This window comes from Pseudomonas sp. JBR1, assembly GCF_028198185.1.
Classification (GTDB): domain Bacteria; phylum Pseudomonadota; class Gammaproteobacteria; order Pseudomonadales; family Pseudomonadaceae; genus Chryseomonas; species Chryseomonas oryzihabitans_E.
In genome coordinates this window covers 4,712,801-4,730,369 of the sequence record NZ_CP116340.1, presented here as the reverse complement: position 1 = coordinate 4,730,369, position 17,569 = coordinate 4,712,801, and the positions used below count along the sequence as shown (strand labels likewise).

Below are 17,569 nucleotides of genomic sequence, written 5' to 3'. Positions count from 1 at the left end.
CGACAGTGGCCTTTGGCAAGCATAGCGAAGGGTGGCGCCGTCGCCAGTCGCCGACTCGCTTGCCGCCTGGCGGTCGCACGCCGCACTGTACCGCTCCATCCAAGCGCCACTGCCTCTCTTCATCTGTCCCGCTCGCCAGGCAAGATGGCTTCTTTAGCCACCGCGAGAAAAATCCATGCGTACCCTGGGTCTGCTAGGCGGCATGAGCTGGGAGAGTTCGGCTCACTACTATCGCATCCTCAACGAAGAGGTCCGGCGACGGCTGGGCGGTAGCCATTCGGCCGCCTGCCTCTTGCTGTCGGTGGATTTCGCCGAGATCGCCGCCCTGCAGCATGCGGGTGACTGGACGAAGCTGGGTCAGCGCCTGCAAGACCATGCGCGGCAACTGGCCGCCGGCGGGGCCGAGGCCCTGGTGCTCTGCACCAACACCATGCACTGCCTGGCGACGGAACTCGAGACAGCCACCGCGCTGCCGCTGTTGCACATCGCCGACCCCACGGGTGCGGCGATCCGTGCCCAGGGCCTCGAGACCATCGGCCTGCTGGGTACCGCCTTCACCATGGAACAGGCCTTCTATCGCGAGCGCCTGACGGAGCGTTTTGGCCTGGAGGTACGGGTACCCGAGCTGGCAGGACGCCAGACCGTACACCGCATCATCTACGAGGAGCTGGTGCGGGGTGAGGTACGCGCGGAATCACGGGAAGCCTACCGCGCGGTCATCGGCGAGCTGGTCGCCCAGGGCGCCGAGGGCATCGTGCTCGGCTGCACGGAGATCATGCTGCTGGTGGACCAGGGCGACAGTGCGGTGCCGCTGTTCGACACCACCCGACTGCACGCCCTGGCTGCCGTGGACTGGGCGCTGAGTTAGGTGTCAGCCCGACCCTGTAGGCGACGCGCCACGTCCGCCAGCAGCGGGCGCGCATCCAGCGTACTCTGCTGGCACTCCTCGGCCAGGGCCGCCAGGGCCGGATCGACCGGTTCGCTGCACCGCGCCAGCCATTCGTCCAGCAGGATGCCAAAGGCGCGACTCTCGAAGCGCTGCAGCCGGGCGGCCTGCGCGGTGTCGTCGGGCAGCAGGGAGGCACCGCCGAAGTCACCCAGCAGGCAGCGCGCGCCGCCATCCCAGAGGATGTTGTGGGCATAGAAGTCACCATGGACCAAGCCGTGGCCATGCAGGTGCGCCAGGGCGCTGGCCATGCCGCCCGCCATCTCGCGTACGGCGGCGGCGGTAAAGCGGGTGTCTTCCGGATAGACGTCACGGCTGCAGGTGGTGAAGCTGGGCGGACCGGCCAGATTGCCGAAGGCCGGTTCCACCAGTTCCAGCACCAAGCCGCTGCGCTGCTCGGGATGATCGGCCAGATCGCCCAGGGCGCCGATCAGCCAGGGATGGGTACCGGCACTGAGACTGGCGGCGCTTTCGCTCTCCGGGGTGCCGTCACTGGTCATGCTGCCCTTGAACAGCTTGACCGCCACCTCGCGCGGGCCCTCGGGCGACTGCCAGCACGCCTGGTGAATGATGCCGGAGGCGCCCTCCCCCAGCCGCTCGCCAAGCTGCAGATCGCGCCAGGCGATGCGTTGCTGCTGGGCCGCCTGGGCCCGCACCGCCTGTTCGCGGGCGGCGCCGAGGGGGTTGTCACCATAGGCCAGCCAGGTCAGCCGCGGCAGGTCGAGAATGGCCGGCGGCAGCGCCGCGAAGCGATTCGCCGACAGGCGCAGGAGTTCCAGCTGGTGCAGCTCGGCCATGCTCGCCGGCAATGCCTCCAGCTGATTGCCCGCCAACATCAGTTTTTGCAGCGCCGGCCGCTCGCCCAGGGTGGTCGGCAGGGTAGCGATACGGTTGTCGGTCAGGATCAACCAGCGCAACCGCGGCGGCAGTGCGGCCGCGCTCACCTGCTCCAGCTCACAGGCCTTGAAGCCGATCATCTCCAGGTTGGGCAGCGTGCCCAGCACCTCGGGCAATTCGGTGAAGGGATTGCCCGAGCAGAAGAGAATGCGCAACCGGTGCAGCCGGCCCAGGTCGGCCGGCAGGCGGGTCAGCCGGTTGCCGGACAGGTCAAGGATTTCCAGGCTGTCGGCCAGGGCATAGATCTCTTCGGGAAACTCGGTCAGGTCGGCGCGCAGGGTCAGCCGCGTGGCCCCCGCCAGTTCGCCGGCACGCAGCCGGGCTAGGGTATCCGTCATGGCAAAGCGACTCTCACTGTCTTGAAAAACCGGCACCTGCCGGTGATGGCGCGGACGTTAGCACGCCAGGCCGCTAGCTGCGGCCCTCATGCGCCAGAATGCGCGCCACTGCCTCTCTCAGATCGCTTCCGGTCACCACGGGGGGTGCCAGGGGATTGGCCACCTGGTCGGGGCGCCGCTGCACGAGGGCGCCCTTGAAGCCGGCGGCCTGGGCCCCGGCGATGTCCCAGGCGTGGACGGCGACCAGCCACAGACGCTCGGCCGGCTGCCCCAGGCTGGCGGCGGCCTGGCGATAGGTGGCAGTGGCCGGCTTGCTGGCGCCGGCCTCCTCGGCGGAAAGAATGGTGGCGAAGGCGTCGCTCAGGCCGGCGTGCTCAAGCTGTGCCTGGGTGGCGGCGCGGGCGTTGTTGGAAAAGGCGATACAGTGCACGCCCTGCTCCCGGGCGAAGTCAAGTCCAGGTCTGACGTCGAGATGGGCGGGCAAGGCTTTCAGCGCCGCGGCCACCCGCTGCTTGTCGGACGCGGTCAGCGAACGCCCGAGCCGCTCGCCGACCATGTCCAGCGCCGCCTGGCCCTGGGTCTCGAAGGGCGCATGGCGGCCACAGAGTTCGGCTGTCATGGCATTCTGCAGGGTCTGGGCGAACCACAGTTCACGGCTATGGGGATCGCCGAACAGCTCGCTGAACAGGCCATCCAGCGCGGACAGGTCGAGCACGGTCTCGTTGATGTCGAACAGGCAGGTGAGGGTCATGAGGGATACTCGGCGGCGAATGTCTCTTCGACCAGGGCTCGCGATTGAGGTGCAGCCGCGCTAAGGTTTTACACTGGCAGGAAAGATTAAAAGCCTAAAGTCTTACGATTTCTCGCCGATACCTCAGTCGACCTGCCTCTCGCTTGCCGTCCCCGTCCGGCTCGAGTGGCAACAGTTTTCCCAAGATGCGCTTGCTGCCCGTACAAGGCTCATCGACCCGCCCGAGATAGCCCGATGGCCGATTCCCTGCAGTATGAAGATGATCGCCTCAACGCCCTGCACGCCCTGGAGTTGCTCGACTCGGCGCCAGCGGAGGAATTCGATCGCCTTTGCGAGCTGGTCGCCAGCAGCTTCAACGTACCGACCGCGCTGATCAGCCTGGTGGATCGCGACCGTCAGTGGTTCAAGGCACGGGTCGGCTTCGACCTGCCGCAGATGCCAAGAGAGGACGCCTTCTGCGCCCATACCATCCAGGCGGCGGACGGCCGGATGGAGATCAACGATGCTCGTTGCGATGCGCGCTTCAGCCATAACCCGCTGGTGGTGCGCGCCCCCCATGTGCGCTTCTATGCGGGTTCGACCCTGGTCACCGAGGGCGGCTATGCCATCGGTAGCCTGTGCATTCTCGACAGCCAGCCACGGGAACTGAACGCGACGGAACGCAAGCGGCTGGACGACTTCGCCGCCCAGGTGATGAGGCTCATCGCCTTGCGCCAGCACCTGCGCCGACGCGACCCGGTCAGTGGCTTGCCCAACCGTCAACAGTTCCAGGCGGATGTCGCCCAACTGGCCGAACTCCGTCCCGGCGAGTTGCGTCTGCTGGTGCTGATAGACCCCCTGGAAACCCAGTGGAAGGACCAACTGGTCCTGGCCCAGGGCATGTGGCCCTTCGAAACCTTCCTGCGCTGCCTGGCCCTCCGGCTGTGCGACGCCCTGAGCGAGCGGGCCAAGGTCTATCACGTGGATACCAGGCGATTCGCCTTCCTGCTGCCCGCGGACTGCGACTATCCACCCCTGCTGGACGCCCTGATCGCCCAGCTGAGGACGCCGGTCCAAGCCGACCGGATTCCCATCGACCCACCGGTTAAGGCCGGCGTGGTGCCCTTCGTGCTGACGGCAGGCGAGGTGCGCGACCTGCTGCGCAAGGGCCTGGTGGCCGTCGACCAGGCGGCCCTGAGCCCGCGCCACTGGGGACTGTACGAGCGACCGCAGGACCAGGCCTTCCAGCGGATCTTCCAGCTGGTGCGGCAACTTCCCGAAGCCCTCGAACGCGGCGACTTCAGTCTGGCCTTCCAGCCACGCCTGGCCTTGCCCGACCGTACCCTGTGCAGTGCCGAGGCCTTGCTGCGCTGGACTCATCCGCAACTCGGCCCCATCGCGCCCGGCGACTTCATCCCGGCGATCGAGAAGACCGCGCTGATCCACAGCGTCACGCGCTGGGTGATCCGCACCGCCATCGCCCAGCTGGCGCGCTGGGACAGTGACTACCAGGGGCGGCTGTCGCTCAACCTGTCGCCCCGGGATTTCGACGAGGGCGACCTGGTGGCGCTGCTGCGCGAGACCTGCCAGCGCCAAGGTGTGGACCCGCGGCGGCTGGAAGTCGAGATCACCGAAGGTGAATGGCTCAGGCGTAATCCGGAGGCCATCGCCCAGTTGCACGACCTGCGTGCCCTGGGACTGAACATCGCCATCGACGACTTCGGCAGTGGCTACAGCAATTTCGCCTACCTCTACGAATTACCGGTCACCAGCGTCAAGCTCGACCGCTCGCTGATCCATGACCTGCCCAGCGACCCGCGCAAGCAGGAGGTGGTCAGGGCACTGCTGGCGCTGATCGGCAAGCTGGGCTATCGCAGCGTCGCCGAAGGGATAGAGACGGAAGACGTGCTGACCTTTCTGCAAGACGCCGGCTGTGACGAGGTCCAGGGCTATCTGCTGGCGCGGCCCATGGCCCTGCCCGCCTTCGAGGCCTGGTACGCCGAACAGGGTTAAGTCGAAAGGACGAGGTCATTTGACTGACAAATTCATTCCAGGCTCTACACTGGTTCAGGTCGTAGTTTCCCGGGAGTGAGGACATGAGGGAATCAGGTACCGAGTTGTTGGACGTGGTTGGCCTGGATACCGGCAATCTGAGCAGCCAGGGCTGCATCGACAAGGTGCTGCACGCGCTGCGTACCCATCTGAACATGGACGTGGCCTTTCTGGCCGAATTTCGTCAGCAGGATCGCGTCTTCCGCAATGTCGATGCCGAGCCCGACGCGCCGATCAAGGCCGGTGATGCGCTGCCGCTCAGCCAGGGCTATTGCCAGCAGGTGGTCACCGGCCATCTGCCTGAACTCATCCCCGATACCCGCGCCATCGGCGCCACCCGCTTGATCCCGGAAACCCGCGCCGTACCCATCGGCGCGCACCTGAGCGTGCCTGTCCGTCTCAACGATGGCGAACTCTATGGCACCTTCTGTTGCTTCAAGTACCAGCCTGATCCGACCTTGAGTCCGCGCGATCTGGAACTGGTACGAACCTTCGCCGAACTGGTGGCGGATCGTCTCAGCCTGGATGCCTCCAGCCGCCGCAGCCAGGTGGAGATGCGCCAGCGTATCCAGGGCGCGGTGGACGCCCACCAACCCAGCATCGTCTACCAGCCGATCTATTACCTGGCCGATCTGCGCATTGCTGGCTGGGAATCCCTGTCGCGCTTCCATTGTCCACCGCAACGCAGCCCCGACCTGTGGTTTTCCGAGGCCAGCGCCATCGGCCTGGGCGACGAACTCGAAGAAAGCGCCATGCGCTATGCGCTACAAGGTCTGCAGAGCCTGCCGGACGATACCTACCTGACCATGAACTGTTCACCGCAGACCATCCTGGCCGGCCGCCTGCCCGTGCTGCTGGCTGGCAATCCGCCGGGACGGCTGGTGCTGGAGATCACCGAGCACGCCGAGGTGAACGACTACGACGCCCTCCACGCCCAGTTGCGACCCTTGCGGGCGCAGGGCGTGCGCCTGGCCATCGACGATGCCGGCGCCGGTTATTCAAGCCTGAGGCACATCCTCAAGCTGCGCCCGGACATGATCAAGCTGGACATGAGCCTGGTCCGTGACATCGACAGCGACGCCGAACGCCGGGCACTGGCCTCGGCGATCATCGCCTTCGCCCGCGAGACGCGTAAGGAAGTGATCGCCGAGGGCGTGGAAACCCTCGCCGAACTGGCGACCCTCAAGGCCTTGCAGGTGGACAAGGTGCAGGGCAACCTGCTGAGTCGCCCGCTACCGCGCGACGACGCCTTGCGCCTGCCCCGGCAGCGCCAACTCGAAGGCCAGCAGGACAGCTGAATCGAAGGATCGGCGACCATTCAAGTCGCCGATCCTTTGGCCGATACGCCTAGGCGAATCATCGCTTCACCTGACGCCAGACCCGCTCTCGGCCGACCTTTGCCCTGCAGGAGTTACCGGTGCGTTCCATCCTGGTCATCGAAGACAGCCCCATGGTCCTCAAGATCCTGGCGCACCTCTTTCGGCAACAGCGCGAATTCGAGCCGGTGTTCTGCGCCACCCTGGCCGAAGCCGAGCTGATGCTGGAGACCTCGGCCAACCTCTTCTTCGCCGCCCTGGTGGATCTCAACCTGCCCGACGCCGCCAATGGCGAAAGCGTCGACCTGGTGCTGCGCTATCGGCTGCCCTGCATCGTCCTGAGCGGTTCCTACGACGAACGTCGGCGCGACGACCTCTTGACCAAGGGCGTGGTCGACTATGTGCTCAAGGAGAGCCAGTACTCCTACGAATTTGCCTTCCGCCTGCTGCGCCGGCTGGATAGCAATACCGCGGTGAAGATCCTGATCGCCGAGGATTCCGACGCCACCCGCAACTACATCCGCCACGTGCTGACGCCCCACCGCTACCAGTTGCTGGATGCCTGCGATGGCAACGAGGCCCTGCGCCTGTTGCAGGAACAGCCGGACATCGACCTGCTGGTGGTGGACCACAGCATGCCCGGCATCAGCGGTTTCGAACTGGTGCAGCTGCTGCGCCAGAAGCTGCGGCGTCACGATCTCAGCATCATCGGGCTGTCAGCGGACGAGAAGGGGTCGCTCAGCGCCAAGTTCATCAAGCAGGGCGCCGACGACTTCCTGCGCAAACCCTTCTGCCCCGAGGAGCTCAACTGCCGGGTGGTCTCGACCCTGGAGCGTCGGGATCTCATGCGCGCCCTGACCCATGCCGCCCAGTACGATTCCCTCACCGGCCTGCGCAATCGCCGCGCCTTCCAGGATCAGGCCCGGGACTGGTTTCGCCAGGCCGAGCGCGAGGGGCGGTCGCTCAGCGTCGCCATGCTCGACCTGGATCACTTCAAGCGCATCAACGACGAATACGGTCATGCCAGTGGCGACAGCGCCCTGGTGGTGTTCGCCCAGGCCCTGGCGCGCACCCTGCCCCAGGACCTGACCGGTCGCCTGGGTGGCGAGGAATTCGCCCTGGTCAGCCGGATGCCGCCGGAGCAGTTGCTGCAGGCACTGGATCTGTTGCGGCGTTACTGCCACGCCCAGACCTATGCCCCCGGCGCGCCACCGCTGTCGTTCAGCGCGGGCGTCTTCAGTGGCCTCGCCAACGACCTCGAAGGTTTCCTGCACGAAGCCGATCGCCGTCTCTATCAGGCCAAGCGCCAGGGCCGTGGGCGTACCTGCCTGGTGCTGGACGCCGACTAGGTCAGCACCCGGGTTGGCGCGATCCACCACAAGACATATGATGTCGTACGATCGCCCTGGCTCGCCGGGCTGATGCGTATCCTCTCGTCCAACAATAACAAGCAAGGACCTGCCTCATGCACGACTCCCATCCGGGTCTCGCTCGGCCATTGTCACGTCGCCGGCTGCTCCAGGGCGGCCTGGTCTGCGGCGCCGCCCTCACGCTGCCCAGCCTCGCCCGTGCCGCCGAACCCCTGAGCCAACGCTATCCCGATCCGCTCATCGAGATCCTCGATGACCGCTTCCTGGAACTGCGCCTCTTCAATGCCAGCGTCGAGCGTCTGGCCACCGGTCTGCGCTGGGCCGAGGGGCCGGTCTGGATCGGCGACGGCAACTACCTGCTGATGAGCGACATCCCCAACAACCGCATCATCCGCTGGGATGAGGTCAGCGGCCGGCTGGACACCTATCGCGCCCAGTCGAATTTCTCCAATGGCCTGACCCGCGACCGCCAGGGCCGGCTGATCGCTTGCGAAGGTTCCACCACCCACGGCCAAGGCCGGCGGGTCACCCGCACCGAGCATGATGGCCGCATCACGGTGCTGGCCGATGGCTTCGAGGGCAAGCCGTTCAACTCCCCCAACGACGTGGTGGTCAAGCGGGATGGCTCCATCTGGTTCAGCGATCCGCCGTTCCAGGCGAACAGCGATTACGAGGGCCATCGCGTCAAGACCGAGCAACCCGACGGGGTCTATCGCATCGACGGCGAGAGTCTGGCGGTCACCCGGGTGATCGGCGACCTCAACGGCCCCAATGGCCTGGCCTTCTCGCCGGACGAAAAGCTGCTCTATGTGGTCGAGGGCCGCGCCAAGCCCAATCGCCTGGTATGGGCCTATACCGTCAAGGACGACGGCAGCCTGGGCGAGCGCCGCAAGCACATCGAGGCGCTGGAGTTCGGCGCCCTGGATGGCATCAAGTGCGACGTGGCGGGCAATCTCTGGTGCGGCTGGGGTAGCAGCGGCGCCCCGGCGGCCAAGCCCGAGGTGCTCGATGGCGTGCGGGTGTTCGATCCCAGCGGCAAGGCACTGGGTCATATCCATCTGCCGGAACGCTGCCCCAACCTCTGCTTTGGTGGCCCGGAAGGCAACCGGCTGTTCATGGCCGGCTCCCACTCGCTCTATAGCCTCTACGTCAACATCCGCGGCGCCGGACTCTAGCCCTTAGCGGGACTCGGGCGGTGATTGCTCGACCAGGGTGGTCAGGGAGTCGAGCACGTTGTCCAGGGCATAGGCCGCCTCGAAGCGCGCCAGGTTCTGCGTGAGGTCGGCCAGGCTGGTGGTGATCCCCAGCCAGTTGCCCAGGCCGATCTGGCGCGCCGCTTCCGGTAGCGAGCAGCCGCCATCGCGGCGTTCCAGCCAGGCCAGCACCAGCTCGGGCGGGGTATTGGCTTCGAGGCCCAGGGTGCGCAGCAGGCGCAGGGCCTTGGCCTGTTCGCGGGGCGGCAGCCGATGGCGGGCCGAGGGGGTGGGCTGGTCGACGATAAGCGTCAACCGCGAGCCGGGGATATCGGTCATCTGGACCTCTAGGGACTACACCAGAACCGTACGGCGTAAGGCCGCTTCATCTCCCCATGGTAGGGCAATAGTCTGGCCAATTGCCATACCTTGCCCTGGCCCTCATCGCCCTGACAGCGCCGTTCGGCCCCTGCCCCACTCAGCGCGCGGCGCGGCTCCGGCAGCGCTGCCAGCGCTCTTCCACCCGCTGGGCGAACCAGGCGGTGGTCAGGGTGCGGGTAATCTTGGGGCTCTCCAGGGTGATGCCCGGCAGGACGGCACGCGGCAGGCTGCGACCGGCCTTGCGCTCGGCCAGGGCATAGACCTTGGCATAGAGATCGGTCTTGGCGAAGTCTTCCGAATTGCCCGCTTCCAGATCGTGGCGGATGGCGATGTCGCTCATGCCCAGTGCCGGGGCCAGGCGATTCACCGCGCGCTCGGTCTCGCCCTGGGTCCGCGACCCGGGCACCACCAGATCACCATCCAGCGCCAGCTTCACGCCTGAAGCTCGGCTCACCGCACTCTGGAAGGCGGCGTTGCGACTGGCATACCAGCCGGCGTTGAAATCGGCGAAGCGATACAGCGGGGTGGGATAGTCTGCCGGATAGCCCAGCAGGTGCGCGGTGCCAAAATAGAGGCCACCACGTCGGCTGAACACCTCGTGGCGAATGGAGCCCTCGCGGTCATAGGGATAGTCGCGGGCATGGGCCTCGGCGAAGTCGATGCTGACCTGCATGGGGCCGCCGGTGCGCACCGGATTGAAGCGTCCGAACAGCTGGCTACCCAGAGGCACCATGGCGATGAAGTCCTCGAAGATCAGACTCAGTTCGCGCTCGGTACGGGCGCCGTCCAGGCGCTGGGCATAGGTCTTACCACTGGGCGACTGGAGATTGAGTGCCGTGCGCACCAGCAACTGGGGCACATAGGCCCGCGCCGCGCGCCGATCGATCTCCTCGCGGGCGATCCGCCCCAGCCCCGGCACCGGAGGATCGACCTGGTAGGTGGACTCCTGCTCCGCCACGGCCAGCACGGCGCAAAGGTTGTCCGTCGAGGGATCGAGCTCCTGGGCGCTGAAGGCGGTCTGGATGTCGCTCGCCCAGCCCTGCCGATCCGCCACCCTGGCGGGCAGCAGGCGCAGGAGCTCGGCCCGCACCTCGGCTGGCGAGCGGGTGGGACCCTGGGAAGTGGGCGTCAGGCTGCAACCGGCCAGTACCAGTGCACCAGCGAGGGCGGTCCAGCCGCGCAGCCGCGACCAGGTGGGCAGAACGATGGCAGGCAAGACGAGGGCGGATGACACGGCAGCTCCAAGAGATTTCTTTGGCCGCTTTGACCACGCTCCACGCCAAAAAGCTGAGCCAGAAGCTTTATAACCACTGGTTATATACATGTAACGCTTTCATTCAAGCAGCCGCGTCTGTCCGCTGGGATTCCCCGACAAGTCCTACTAAAATTGTCGGACTTTAGTTCGAACCTACTGGAACCATGATGCAGCAGACCTCCACGCCTTCCTCCCCGCGCCTGCCCTGGGCCGCTCTCTGGGCCGCGCTCCTGCTCGCCCTGGGCATGGTCTTCGTCGGCCAGGCCGCAGGTAGCCGCCAGGCCCTCTTGCTGCTGTTGGGCGGCGCGCTGGGCCTGACCCTCTATCACGCCGCCTTTGGCTTCACCTCGGCCTGGCGGGTTTTCATCCGTGACCGCCGCGGCGCCGGCCTGCGCGCCCAGATGGTGATGCTGGCCCTGGCCGTGCTGCTGTTCTTTCCCGCCCTGGGCGCTGGCAGCCTTTTCGGCGAGGCGGTCCGTGGCAACGTCTCGCCGCTGTCCACCTCGGTGGTGGTTGGCGCCTTCCTGTTCGGCATCGGCATGCAACTGGGCGGTGGCTGCGCCTCCGGCACCCTGTTCACCGCCGGCGGCGGCAATGCGCGGATGCTGGTGACCCTGCTGTTCTTCGTCATCGGTTCGCTCGTCGCCACCCACCACCTGGGCTGGTGGTTCGCCCTGCCCAGCCTGCCGCCGACCTCCCTGGTGACCAGCCTGGGCGTGCTGCCCGGTATCCTGGTCAGCCTGGCGCTGTTCGCGCTGATCGCCTGGACCACGGTGGTGCTGGAGCGCCGTCGTCACGGCAGCCTGGAAGTCACGGTCCCCGGCGAACATCAGGGCGCGGCGCGCCTGCTGCGCGGCAGCTGGCCGCTGGTCTGGGGCGCCATCGCCCTGGCCGTGCTCAACTTCATCACCCTGGCCCTGGCTGGTCGCCCCTGGGGCGTCACCTCGGCTTTCGCCCTCTGGGGAGCCAAGGGCGCCGGGCTGCTCGGCCTGGACGTGTCCGGCTGGGCCTTCTGGCAGCAACCGGCGAATGCCCGGGCGCTGGCCGAGCCGTTCTGGTTCGACATCACCAGCGTGATGAACCTCGGCATCATGCTGGGTGCCTTGGCCGCCGCCGGCCTGGCCGGTCGCTTCGCCCCCAGCCTGCGCATTCCCGCGCGGTCGCTGATCGCGGCGGTGCTCGGCGGCTTGCTGCTGGGCTACGGCGCACGCCTGGCCTACGGCTGCAACATCGGCGCTTACTTCAGCGGCATCGCCTCGGGCAGCCTGCACGGCTGGCTGTGGCTGGTGGCGGCCTTCGCCGGCAATAGCCTGGGCGTGCGCCTGCGTCCCTTCTTCTTTCCCGGCGAGCGTCGCGTCGAGCGGCTGACCGGCTGCTAGAACGGACCGCTAGACCGGCAAGGGCTGGTGACCGGACGGCAGGGCCGCCGGTCGCTCCTGCAGGGTCACCCTCCCGACCTGGGGCGCGCCGTGATAGGTCTTGAGCGCCTGCATGACGAAGAGCAAGGCGGCGGTGCCCTGGTATTCGAACAGGCCCTGCAGCGGCCAGATGGTCATGAAGGCGAGAAACACCGCCAGGGTGAATTCCAGGTCCCGGCTCAGCTTGCGCGCGACCAGGTAATGGACCGCCAGGCCAATGGGAATGACCAGGACGGACAGGAAGCCGAAGCGGAACACGGTGCCGAAGATGCCGACGTCGGAGAGGAAGAAGTAGTCGCCGAAGATCGGCTTGAAGCCGTCGTTCCACATCAGGCTCAGGCTGCCACTGGGCAAGCCGTTGTACAGCTGCAGGTGGTTGATGATCTGGGAAATGGTGTTTTCCCGAACGTTGTCGGTTGGCCCTTCCTGCACCGAGCGCGCATAGAAATCCAGGTTGAAGCCGAGGGTTTCCAGGAGGTGCGGATAGAGGATCAGCGGCGCCACGATGATGGCGCCGAACAGCGCCGGACCGACCAGCCGCGCGCGCAGGGCGAGGATGGTGAACACCAGGCAGACCACGATCAGCTGGCGGGTCTGCAGCACCACCACGATGGTCGCCAGAAAGAACAGCGCCAGCATGCCGTGACGCAGCTTGGGGCGCAGCTGGCCGTCGATGAAGGAGCGCCCGCGACCGGCGAAGTAGATGCAGATGAAATAGCCGAAGAAGATGGCCCCCGCGCCCGTGGACGCGCGCCCGGGGCGGCTGAGGTCCTTCACCTCGTCGCGCAGGTCGGGCAGCATCTTGAAGTAGGACAGCCAGCACAGCAGTGCCGAGAGCAGCCCGACCAGGATGATCAGGTTTTCGAACTGGGGGGCATTCAGGCGCTTGGCCAGATAGAGCACCAGAAAGGCGCTGAAGCAGTAGAGCACCCGTCGCTCCTCGATGAGGCCATAGACCAGCGGCTGGCCCCAGAACAGCTGGGCGAACAGCGCCGGCAGGCCAACGAACACCGCCGAGGAAAACAGGCAGAAGCCCATCAGCAGCTGATAGTCACGCTGCGGTCGCTGCCAGGTGCTCAGGGTGAAGAGCACGAAGAAACCCAGGCAGATCGCCAGGTACAACTCGCCCACGTAGCGGATGCCCACCGGATTGGTCGGGCTCTGTTCGAAGACGCCGAACTGCAGGACCATCAGGCCACCCAGGGCCAGAAAACTCAGTCGATTGATCAGCGTACCCGGCATGCCCGGTTTCCTCGCAGCGTGTTCATGGATAAGGCGTTCATTGCAGGCGCCAGTCACCCTCGACCTTGGCGTAGGTCAGCTGGCGGCCGTCCGCCAAACTCAGGCGGGCACGGGTGTATTCAGGCAGGTCGACGCGGAAATCCCGGCCTTCCAGATAGAGCCCGCCACAGGCCCCCGACTCGCGGCGGTAGTCCAGTGGCTGGCGCTGCAATTCGTGGATGCTGCGGTGGAACAGCAGGTTGGCGTAGCCGCGCACCGTCATGTCGGTGGAGATGAGGGTGCAGTCCAGCGCGACCTGACCTTTCACCAGCCCCACCAGCGCCTGGTTCTGCCGATCGATGGCGGCCCAGCCGGCATAGCCGGAGAGATCCTGGCGATAGGTCTGGCCGTTCTGCAGCGCGGCTGCCACCAGCAAGACGGCAAGCAGAGCGCGCCCGGGGGTTTTCAGGGCGATGAAGGCCAGGCCGAGCACCAGCGCGGCGGGAAAGATGAACTTGAGACGGTCGAAGGAAAACTGGGTGGCGTGCTGCAGCAGCAGCAGGTTTTCCAGCAGCGGCAGACTGGCGGCGGACAGCAGCAGGGCCGTGCTGCGCGGCCAGTTCAGCGCCCGCCGTTTCCATACCAGCACGCCCAGGGCGATGGCCACTGCCGCCAGGAACAGCCCGAATGACAGCCCATAGCCGACGAAGAAGTCGGTCAGGTGGGCATTGTTCGGGCTGCGGGCGAGAAAGCGGCGGGCAAAGGCCTTGAGCGTCGGCAGGAGGCCCGCCGCCAGGCTGTAGTGCAGCAGCACCAGCAGGCCGGCCAGCGCCGTGGCGAAGGCCAGCCGCCAGGCCATCCGCCGCGCTTCCGGCCATTGCCGACGTTGCAGCCAGAACAGCGCGACCAGGCCGCCGCCGAAGACGTAGCCGGTCCATTCGGTCAGGGCGCCGAAACAGACCAGGCCGGCCAGTACCCAGCCAAGACGGGTACGCTGGCCCACCGGTGCCTGGAGGTAGTGGAAGAAGGTCAGCAGGCTGGCCAGCAGCAGCACCTGGTAGAAGCTCTGCACCCAATACAGCAGGCCCTGGGAGAGCAGTGCCTCGCGACTGAACACCGCGATCAGGCAACCCAGCACCGCGGTGCCGGCAGCCAGGGCGCGACTGGCGCCGTGGCTGCGCAAGACCAGGTACAGCAAGCGGAACAGCAGCAGCGCCGTCAGGGCGCCAAGGGCGGCGTTGAACAGCGCGAGGTTGTGCAGTGAAGGCGGCAGGCCGGCGACCTTGAGCCCCAGATAGGGGGCGAGAAAACCGTAGCTGCTGAAGCTGGTGTAGACGTAGTCGCCACTGTGGGTCGGGATGGTGGCGCCCCAGGACACCTGCTGGTCATGGCTGCCACCCAGGGTGATGGTGGGCAGCCACCAATGGCGGGCCACGCCGGATTCATCCAGGGCATTGAGACTGAGCAGCACGTGGTAGCTGGCTTCGAGATTCTGCGCCCCGGTACCGTCGCGGAAATCCGGCAGGCGCCAGAGCAGTGCAGCCAGCAACAACAGGCCAACCGCCAGACCGCCCAACCAGAACGGCCATCGTCCGACCCGGACCCCGGAATGGGTAACGCCAGATGCCACACTCATTGTCCTGTCTCCTGACAGCCATGCAGTCGAGAACGCCGTCCAGGGCAGTGAAGAACCAGGCGCTACCCTCCGCAGGCCTGGTACAACCGGTACAGGACCGCGCGTGGGCATGAGGCCACACAGGCGGGTAACCGGGCTTCAACCGCTGACTACATTCAAGAAGCCGTCAGGAACACGGCGTCACCCAGGGGCGACGTCGCTTAACGCAAAGACTGGCTCGACGGCCCCACTGGAGGGTCGAGGAACAGGGCCTGCCACAGTGCGTCGTCGGCAGGCATGACAGGTCGCAAAGAAGACTGCCTTAGCACCTTGACGCTGCCAAGCCGGCATCCGGCGCGTTCTGCACGGGGTGTCACATTTTTGGCTTTTGCTTTCGCTTAGAGTCGACGCAGCACTCCAGCCGACAAGGCGCGGATCCCTGATCCAGCGCCTGGCGTTCCCAGCTGTGCCCAGCCTGGCGTGAAGATCTCGACCCCGGTTCGCCGATCGCCTTCTCTCCGGACAGGCATCGGCCGCGACGGCTGTCCTCACCGTACCTGCCCAAGGCCCGCTCCTGCATGGACAAGTCGCATCAGGCTCTACCCCCTGCTCCTCACGCCGCGGACATCGGTTTCGCGCGCTATTGCGCCGCGCTCTGGCGCCATCGCCGCGGCCTGCTCGCCTGCGTGGTCCTCTGCACCCTGCTGGGCGTGGCCTACGCCCAGTTCGCCGCCCCGCGCTACCAGGCGGTGGCGACCCTGCAGATCGAATACCAGCGTGGCATCGTGCGCCTGGATGACGCGGACAACGGCCGGCCCATGCCACCGCCAGAAGCCATCACCGAGATGCAGTTGCTCACCTCGCGGCGCGTGGTTGGCGAGGTGGTGGATGCCCTGGGCCTCGACCTCAGCGTCACCCCGCGGCGGGTGCCGCTGCTCGGCGACTGGCTGGCGCGCCGCCACGAAAGAGCCAGCGCGGCGATAGCCACCGCGCCGTTCGGCCTCCATCGGTTCGGCTGGGGCGGAGAGCAGCTCACGATCGCCAGCCTGACGGTACCCGCTGCCCTCTATGGCCAGCCGCTCACCCTCACCGCCGAGGCACCCGATCGCTTCGTGCTGGCCGATGCCAAGGGGAACCGCCTGCTGGAGGGCCGCCTGGGGCAGCCGGCCAGTGCGGGCGAGTTGCGGCTGGACATCGCCCAGTTGCACGCCTATCCAGGCACCGAATTCATCCTGGTCAAGCAGCGCCGCGGCGTGGCCATCCAGGCGCTGCAGGAGCGACTCAGGGTCAGCGAGCGCGGCAAACGCTCGGGCATCCTCTCGATCCAGTTGCAGGATACCGATGCCCTGCGGGCCCAGCGCATCCTGCAGGGCCTCACCGAGGCCTATGTGCGCCAGGACGTGACCCGCAATGCGGACGAGTCCACCCAGCAGCTGGCCTTCCTGCGCCAGGAGCTGCCACGGGTGAACCAGCGCCTGAGTGCCGGCCGCCAGGCCCTGGACAGCTACCAGCGGCAAAGAGGTTCCATCGCCATCGGCGCGGAGGGACGCAGCCTGCTGAGCCAGGCGGTGGAGCTCGACGGCCAGCTATCGGCCCTGGAAATGGAGCGCCTGGGCCTGGCCCTGCGCTTCACCCCCACCCACCCGCTGTACCAGACCCTGCTGGCGCGGCGCCAGGTGTTGAATCGCCAGCGCCAGGTCCTGCAACGGCGCCTGGGCCAATTGCCGCAGACCCAGCAGGAGGTGCTGCGCCTGCAACGCGAGGTGGAGGCGGCAGACAAGGTCTATGCGCTGATCAGCAGGCGCATCCAGGAGTTGTCGGTGGTGCGAGCCGGCACGGTGAGCGATGTGCGCATCATCGACTACGCCTATACCCAGATTGCGCCGGTCTACCCGAAGAAACCCTTGCTGATCCTCAGCGCCCTGCTCTTCGGCTGCCTGGCCGGCGGCGCCTGGGTCTATCTGCGCGCCAGCCTGGAGCGTGGCATCGAGGACGCTGGAAGCCTGGAAGAACTCGGCCTGCCAGTGCTGGCGCAACTGCCCCTGGCGCCGAGTCGCCAGGCCGGAGGACCGCTGCAGACGCCGCTCGATGCCGGCTATCAGGAGGCCCTGCGGATCCTGCGCACCAGCCTGGCCTTCGCCCGTACCGAGGCGCGCAATGACCTGCTGCTGATCACCAGCGCCAGCCCGGGCGCCGGCAAGTCCTCGGTGGCCGTGCAGCTGGCCCGGGTCTTGGCGGAAGGCGGAATGCGGGTGCTGCTGGTGGACGCCGACCTCCGTCGCGGGCGCCTGCACCGTCGCCTGCAACTGACGCGCCGCCCGGGCCTTGCCGAGGTGCTGGCCGGCCTGGCGACACCCGAGCAGGCGATTCAGCCCACGGTAATCGCCGGCCTGGATTGCCTGGTGGGGGGCATCCGGCCGCCCAATCCAGCCGAACTGCTGATGAGCTCACGCTGTACCGAGCTACTGCGTGGGCTGCAGCAGGACTACGAACTGGTGATCCTCGATACCCCACCGGTGCTGGCGGTGACCGATGCGGTACTGCTCGCCGCCCAGGCCGGCACCTGCCTGCTGGTGTCGCGCCATGGCTGCAACACGGCCAAGGAAATCGAGGCGACCCAGCGCCAGTTCGCCCACAGCGGCCTGGTCCTGCAAGGCGCGGTGCTCAATGCCGTCCCGCCCCAACCGTTCGCCCGCGGCTCCCTGGGGTTGCTGGTGAGTTGAAGCGCCAGCGCCCAAGGCCAGGTGCAGCGCGATGATGGCGCCTGGCCATCCCCTGTCATCAAAGCTCAATACGGAGCCCCTAGGCTGCATCGACCTCCCGAGAACGGATTCTTA

The 17,569-nt window shown here is 66.7% G+C and carries 13 protein-coding genes; 7 read left to right on the top strand and 6 right to left on the bottom strand.

The annotated features are described in order from the left end of the window. Positions 1–175 precede the first annotated feature (175 nt). The gene (locus tag PJ259_RS21820; protein WP_271654158.1) at positions 176–868 is read left to right on the top strand and encodes an aspartate/glutamate racemase family protein; all 693 of its coding nucleotides are present in this window, start codon (positions 176–178) and stop codon (positions 866–868) included. Here PJ259_RS21820 and PJ259_RS21815 read toward each other — a convergent pair. Both PJ259_RS21815 and PJ259_RS21810 read right to left on the bottom strand, forming a co-directional pair. Beyond that, complete coding sequence (locus PJ259_RS21815) at positions 865–2,181, bottom strand: leucine-rich repeat-containing protein kinase family protein (RefSeq protein ID WP_271654157.1); 1,317 nt, start codon at positions 2,179–2,181, stop codon at positions 865–867. The genes PJ259_RS21820 and PJ259_RS21815 overlap by 4 nt on opposite strands. A gap of 73 nt (positions 2,182–2,254) precedes the next feature. Then, positions 2,255–2,932: a haloacid dehalogenase type II gene (locus PJ259_RS21810; RefSeq protein WP_271654156.1), complete on the bottom strand. Its 678-nt coding sequence runs from the start codon at positions 2,930–2,932 to the stop codon at positions 2,255–2,257. Positions 2,933–3,166: 234 nt separating this feature from the next. Here PJ259_RS21810 and PJ259_RS21805 point away from each other — a divergent pair, with 234 nt between their 5' ends. The 4 genes from PJ259_RS21805 (at position 3,167) to PJ259_RS21790 (ending at position 8,824) form a co-directional block, all read left to right on the top strand. Next, on the top strand, positions 3,167–4,924 hold the full coding sequence (locus PJ259_RS21805) for a putative bifunctional diguanylate cyclase/phosphodiesterase (protein WP_271654155.1): 1,758 nt from the start codon (positions 3,167–3,169) through the stop codon (positions 4,922–4,924). An 83-nt stretch (positions 4,925–5,007) separates the two neighbouring features. Further along, entirely contained in the window at positions 5,008–6,261 is a 1,254-nt protein-coding gene (locus PJ259_RS21800) for a sensor domain-containing phosphodiesterase (protein ID WP_271654154.1), read from the top strand. A 119-nt stretch (positions 6,262–6,380) separates the two neighbouring features. Further along, positions 6,381–7,628 carry a GGDEF domain-containing response regulator gene (locus PJ259_RS21795; protein WP_271654153.1) on the top strand — a complete coding sequence of 416 codons (1,248 nt, stop codon included), beginning with the start codon at positions 6,381–6,383 and terminating at the stop codon, positions 7,626–7,628. Between the two features lie 116 nt (positions 7,629–7,744). After that, positions 7,745–8,824, top strand: a complete 1,080-nt coding sequence (locus PJ259_RS21790; protein ID WP_271654152.1) for an SMP-30/gluconolactonase/LRE family protein — start codon at positions 7,745–7,747, stop codon at positions 8,822–8,824. Positions 8,825–8,827: 3 nt separating this feature from the next. Here the strand turns inward: PJ259_RS21790 and PJ259_RS21785 are convergent, their stop codons facing one another. Beyond that, positions 8,828–9,181: a hypothetical protein gene (locus PJ259_RS21785; protein ID WP_059313956.1), complete on the bottom strand. Its 354-nt coding sequence runs from the start codon at positions 9,179–9,181 to the stop codon at positions 8,828–8,830. A 139-nt stretch (positions 9,182–9,320) separates the two neighbouring features. Further along, on the bottom strand, positions 9,321–10,457 hold the full coding sequence (locus PJ259_RS21780; protein WP_442964864.1) for a DUF1615 domain-containing protein: 1,137 nt from the start codon (positions 10,455–10,457) through the stop codon (positions 9,321–9,323). Positions 10,458–10,645: 188 nt separating this feature from the next. Here PJ259_RS21780 and PJ259_RS21775 point away from each other — a divergent pair, with 188 nt between their 5' ends. After that, positions 10,646–11,857 (top strand): YeeE/YedE family protein, encoded by a 1,212-nt coding sequence (locus PJ259_RS21775; protein WP_442964905.1) that lies wholly within the window; start codon positions 10,646–10,648, stop codon positions 11,855–11,857. A 9-nt stretch (positions 11,858–11,866) separates the two neighbouring features. Here the strand turns inward: PJ259_RS21775 and PJ259_RS21770 are convergent, their stop codons facing one another. Together PJ259_RS21770 and PJ259_RS21765 are read right to left on the bottom strand one after the other, a co-directional pair. Beyond that, on the bottom strand, positions 11,867–13,138 hold the full coding sequence (locus PJ259_RS21770) for a hypothetical protein (protein ID WP_271654151.1): 1,272 nt from the start codon (positions 13,136–13,138) through the stop codon (positions 11,867–11,869). A 37-nt stretch (positions 13,139–13,175) separates the two neighbouring features. After that, positions 13,176–14,753: a hypothetical protein gene (locus PJ259_RS21765; RefSeq protein WP_271654150.1), complete on the bottom strand. Its 1,578-nt coding sequence runs from the start codon at positions 14,751–14,753 to the stop codon at positions 13,176–13,178. Positions 14,754–15,310: 557 nt separating this feature from the next. Between PJ259_RS21765 and PJ259_RS21760 the strand changes: the two genes are divergently transcribed. Beyond that, on the top strand, positions 15,311–17,455 hold the full coding sequence (locus tag PJ259_RS21760) for a polysaccharide biosynthesis tyrosine autokinase (RefSeq protein WP_271654149.1): 2,145 nt from the start codon (positions 15,311–15,313) through the stop codon (positions 17,453–17,455). Positions 17,456–17,569: the final 114 nt, after the last annotated feature.

Coding starts and splice junctions, on each gene's coding strand:
- PJ259_RS21820 (WP_271654158.1), top strand. CDS start 176: ATGCGTACCCTGGGTCTGCTAGGCGGCATGAGCTGGGAGAGTTCGGCT.
- PJ259_RS21810 (WP_271654156.1), bottom strand. CDS start 2,932: ATGACCCTCACCTGCCTGTTCGACATCAACGAGACCGTGCTCGACCTG.
- PJ259_RS21785 (WP_059313956.1), bottom strand. CDS start 9,181: ATGACCGATATCCCCGGCTCGCGGTTGACGCTTATCGTCGACCAGCCC.
- PJ259_RS21770 (WP_271654151.1), bottom strand. CDS start 13,138: ATGCCGGGTACGCTGATCAATCGACTGAGTTTTCTGGCCCTGGGTGGC.
- PJ259_RS21775 (WP_442964905.1), top strand. CDS start 10,646: ATGCAGCAGACCTCCACGCCTTCCTCCCCGCGCCTGCCCTGGGCCGCT.
- PJ259_RS21790 (WP_271654152.1), top strand. CDS start 7,745: ATGCACGACTCCCATCCGGGTCTCGCTCGGCCATTGTCACGTCGCCGG.
- PJ259_RS21765 (WP_271654150.1), bottom strand. CDS start 14,753: ATGAGTGTGGCATCTGGCGTTACCCATTCCGGGGTCCGGGTCGGACGA.
- PJ259_RS21760 (WP_271654149.1), top strand. CDS start 15,311: ATGGACAAGTCGCATCAGGCTCTACCCCCTGCTCCTCACGCCGCGGAC.
- PJ259_RS21805 (WP_271654155.1), top strand. CDS start 3,167: ATGGCCGATTCCCTGCAGTATGAAGATGATCGCCTCAACGCCCTGCAC.
- PJ259_RS21815 (WP_271654157.1), bottom strand. CDS start 2,181: ATGACGGATACCCTAGCCCGGCTGCGTGCCGGCGAACTGGCGGGGGCC.
- PJ259_RS21800 (WP_271654154.1), top strand. CDS start 5,008: ATGAGGGAATCAGGTACCGAGTTGTTGGACGTGGTTGGCCTGGATACC.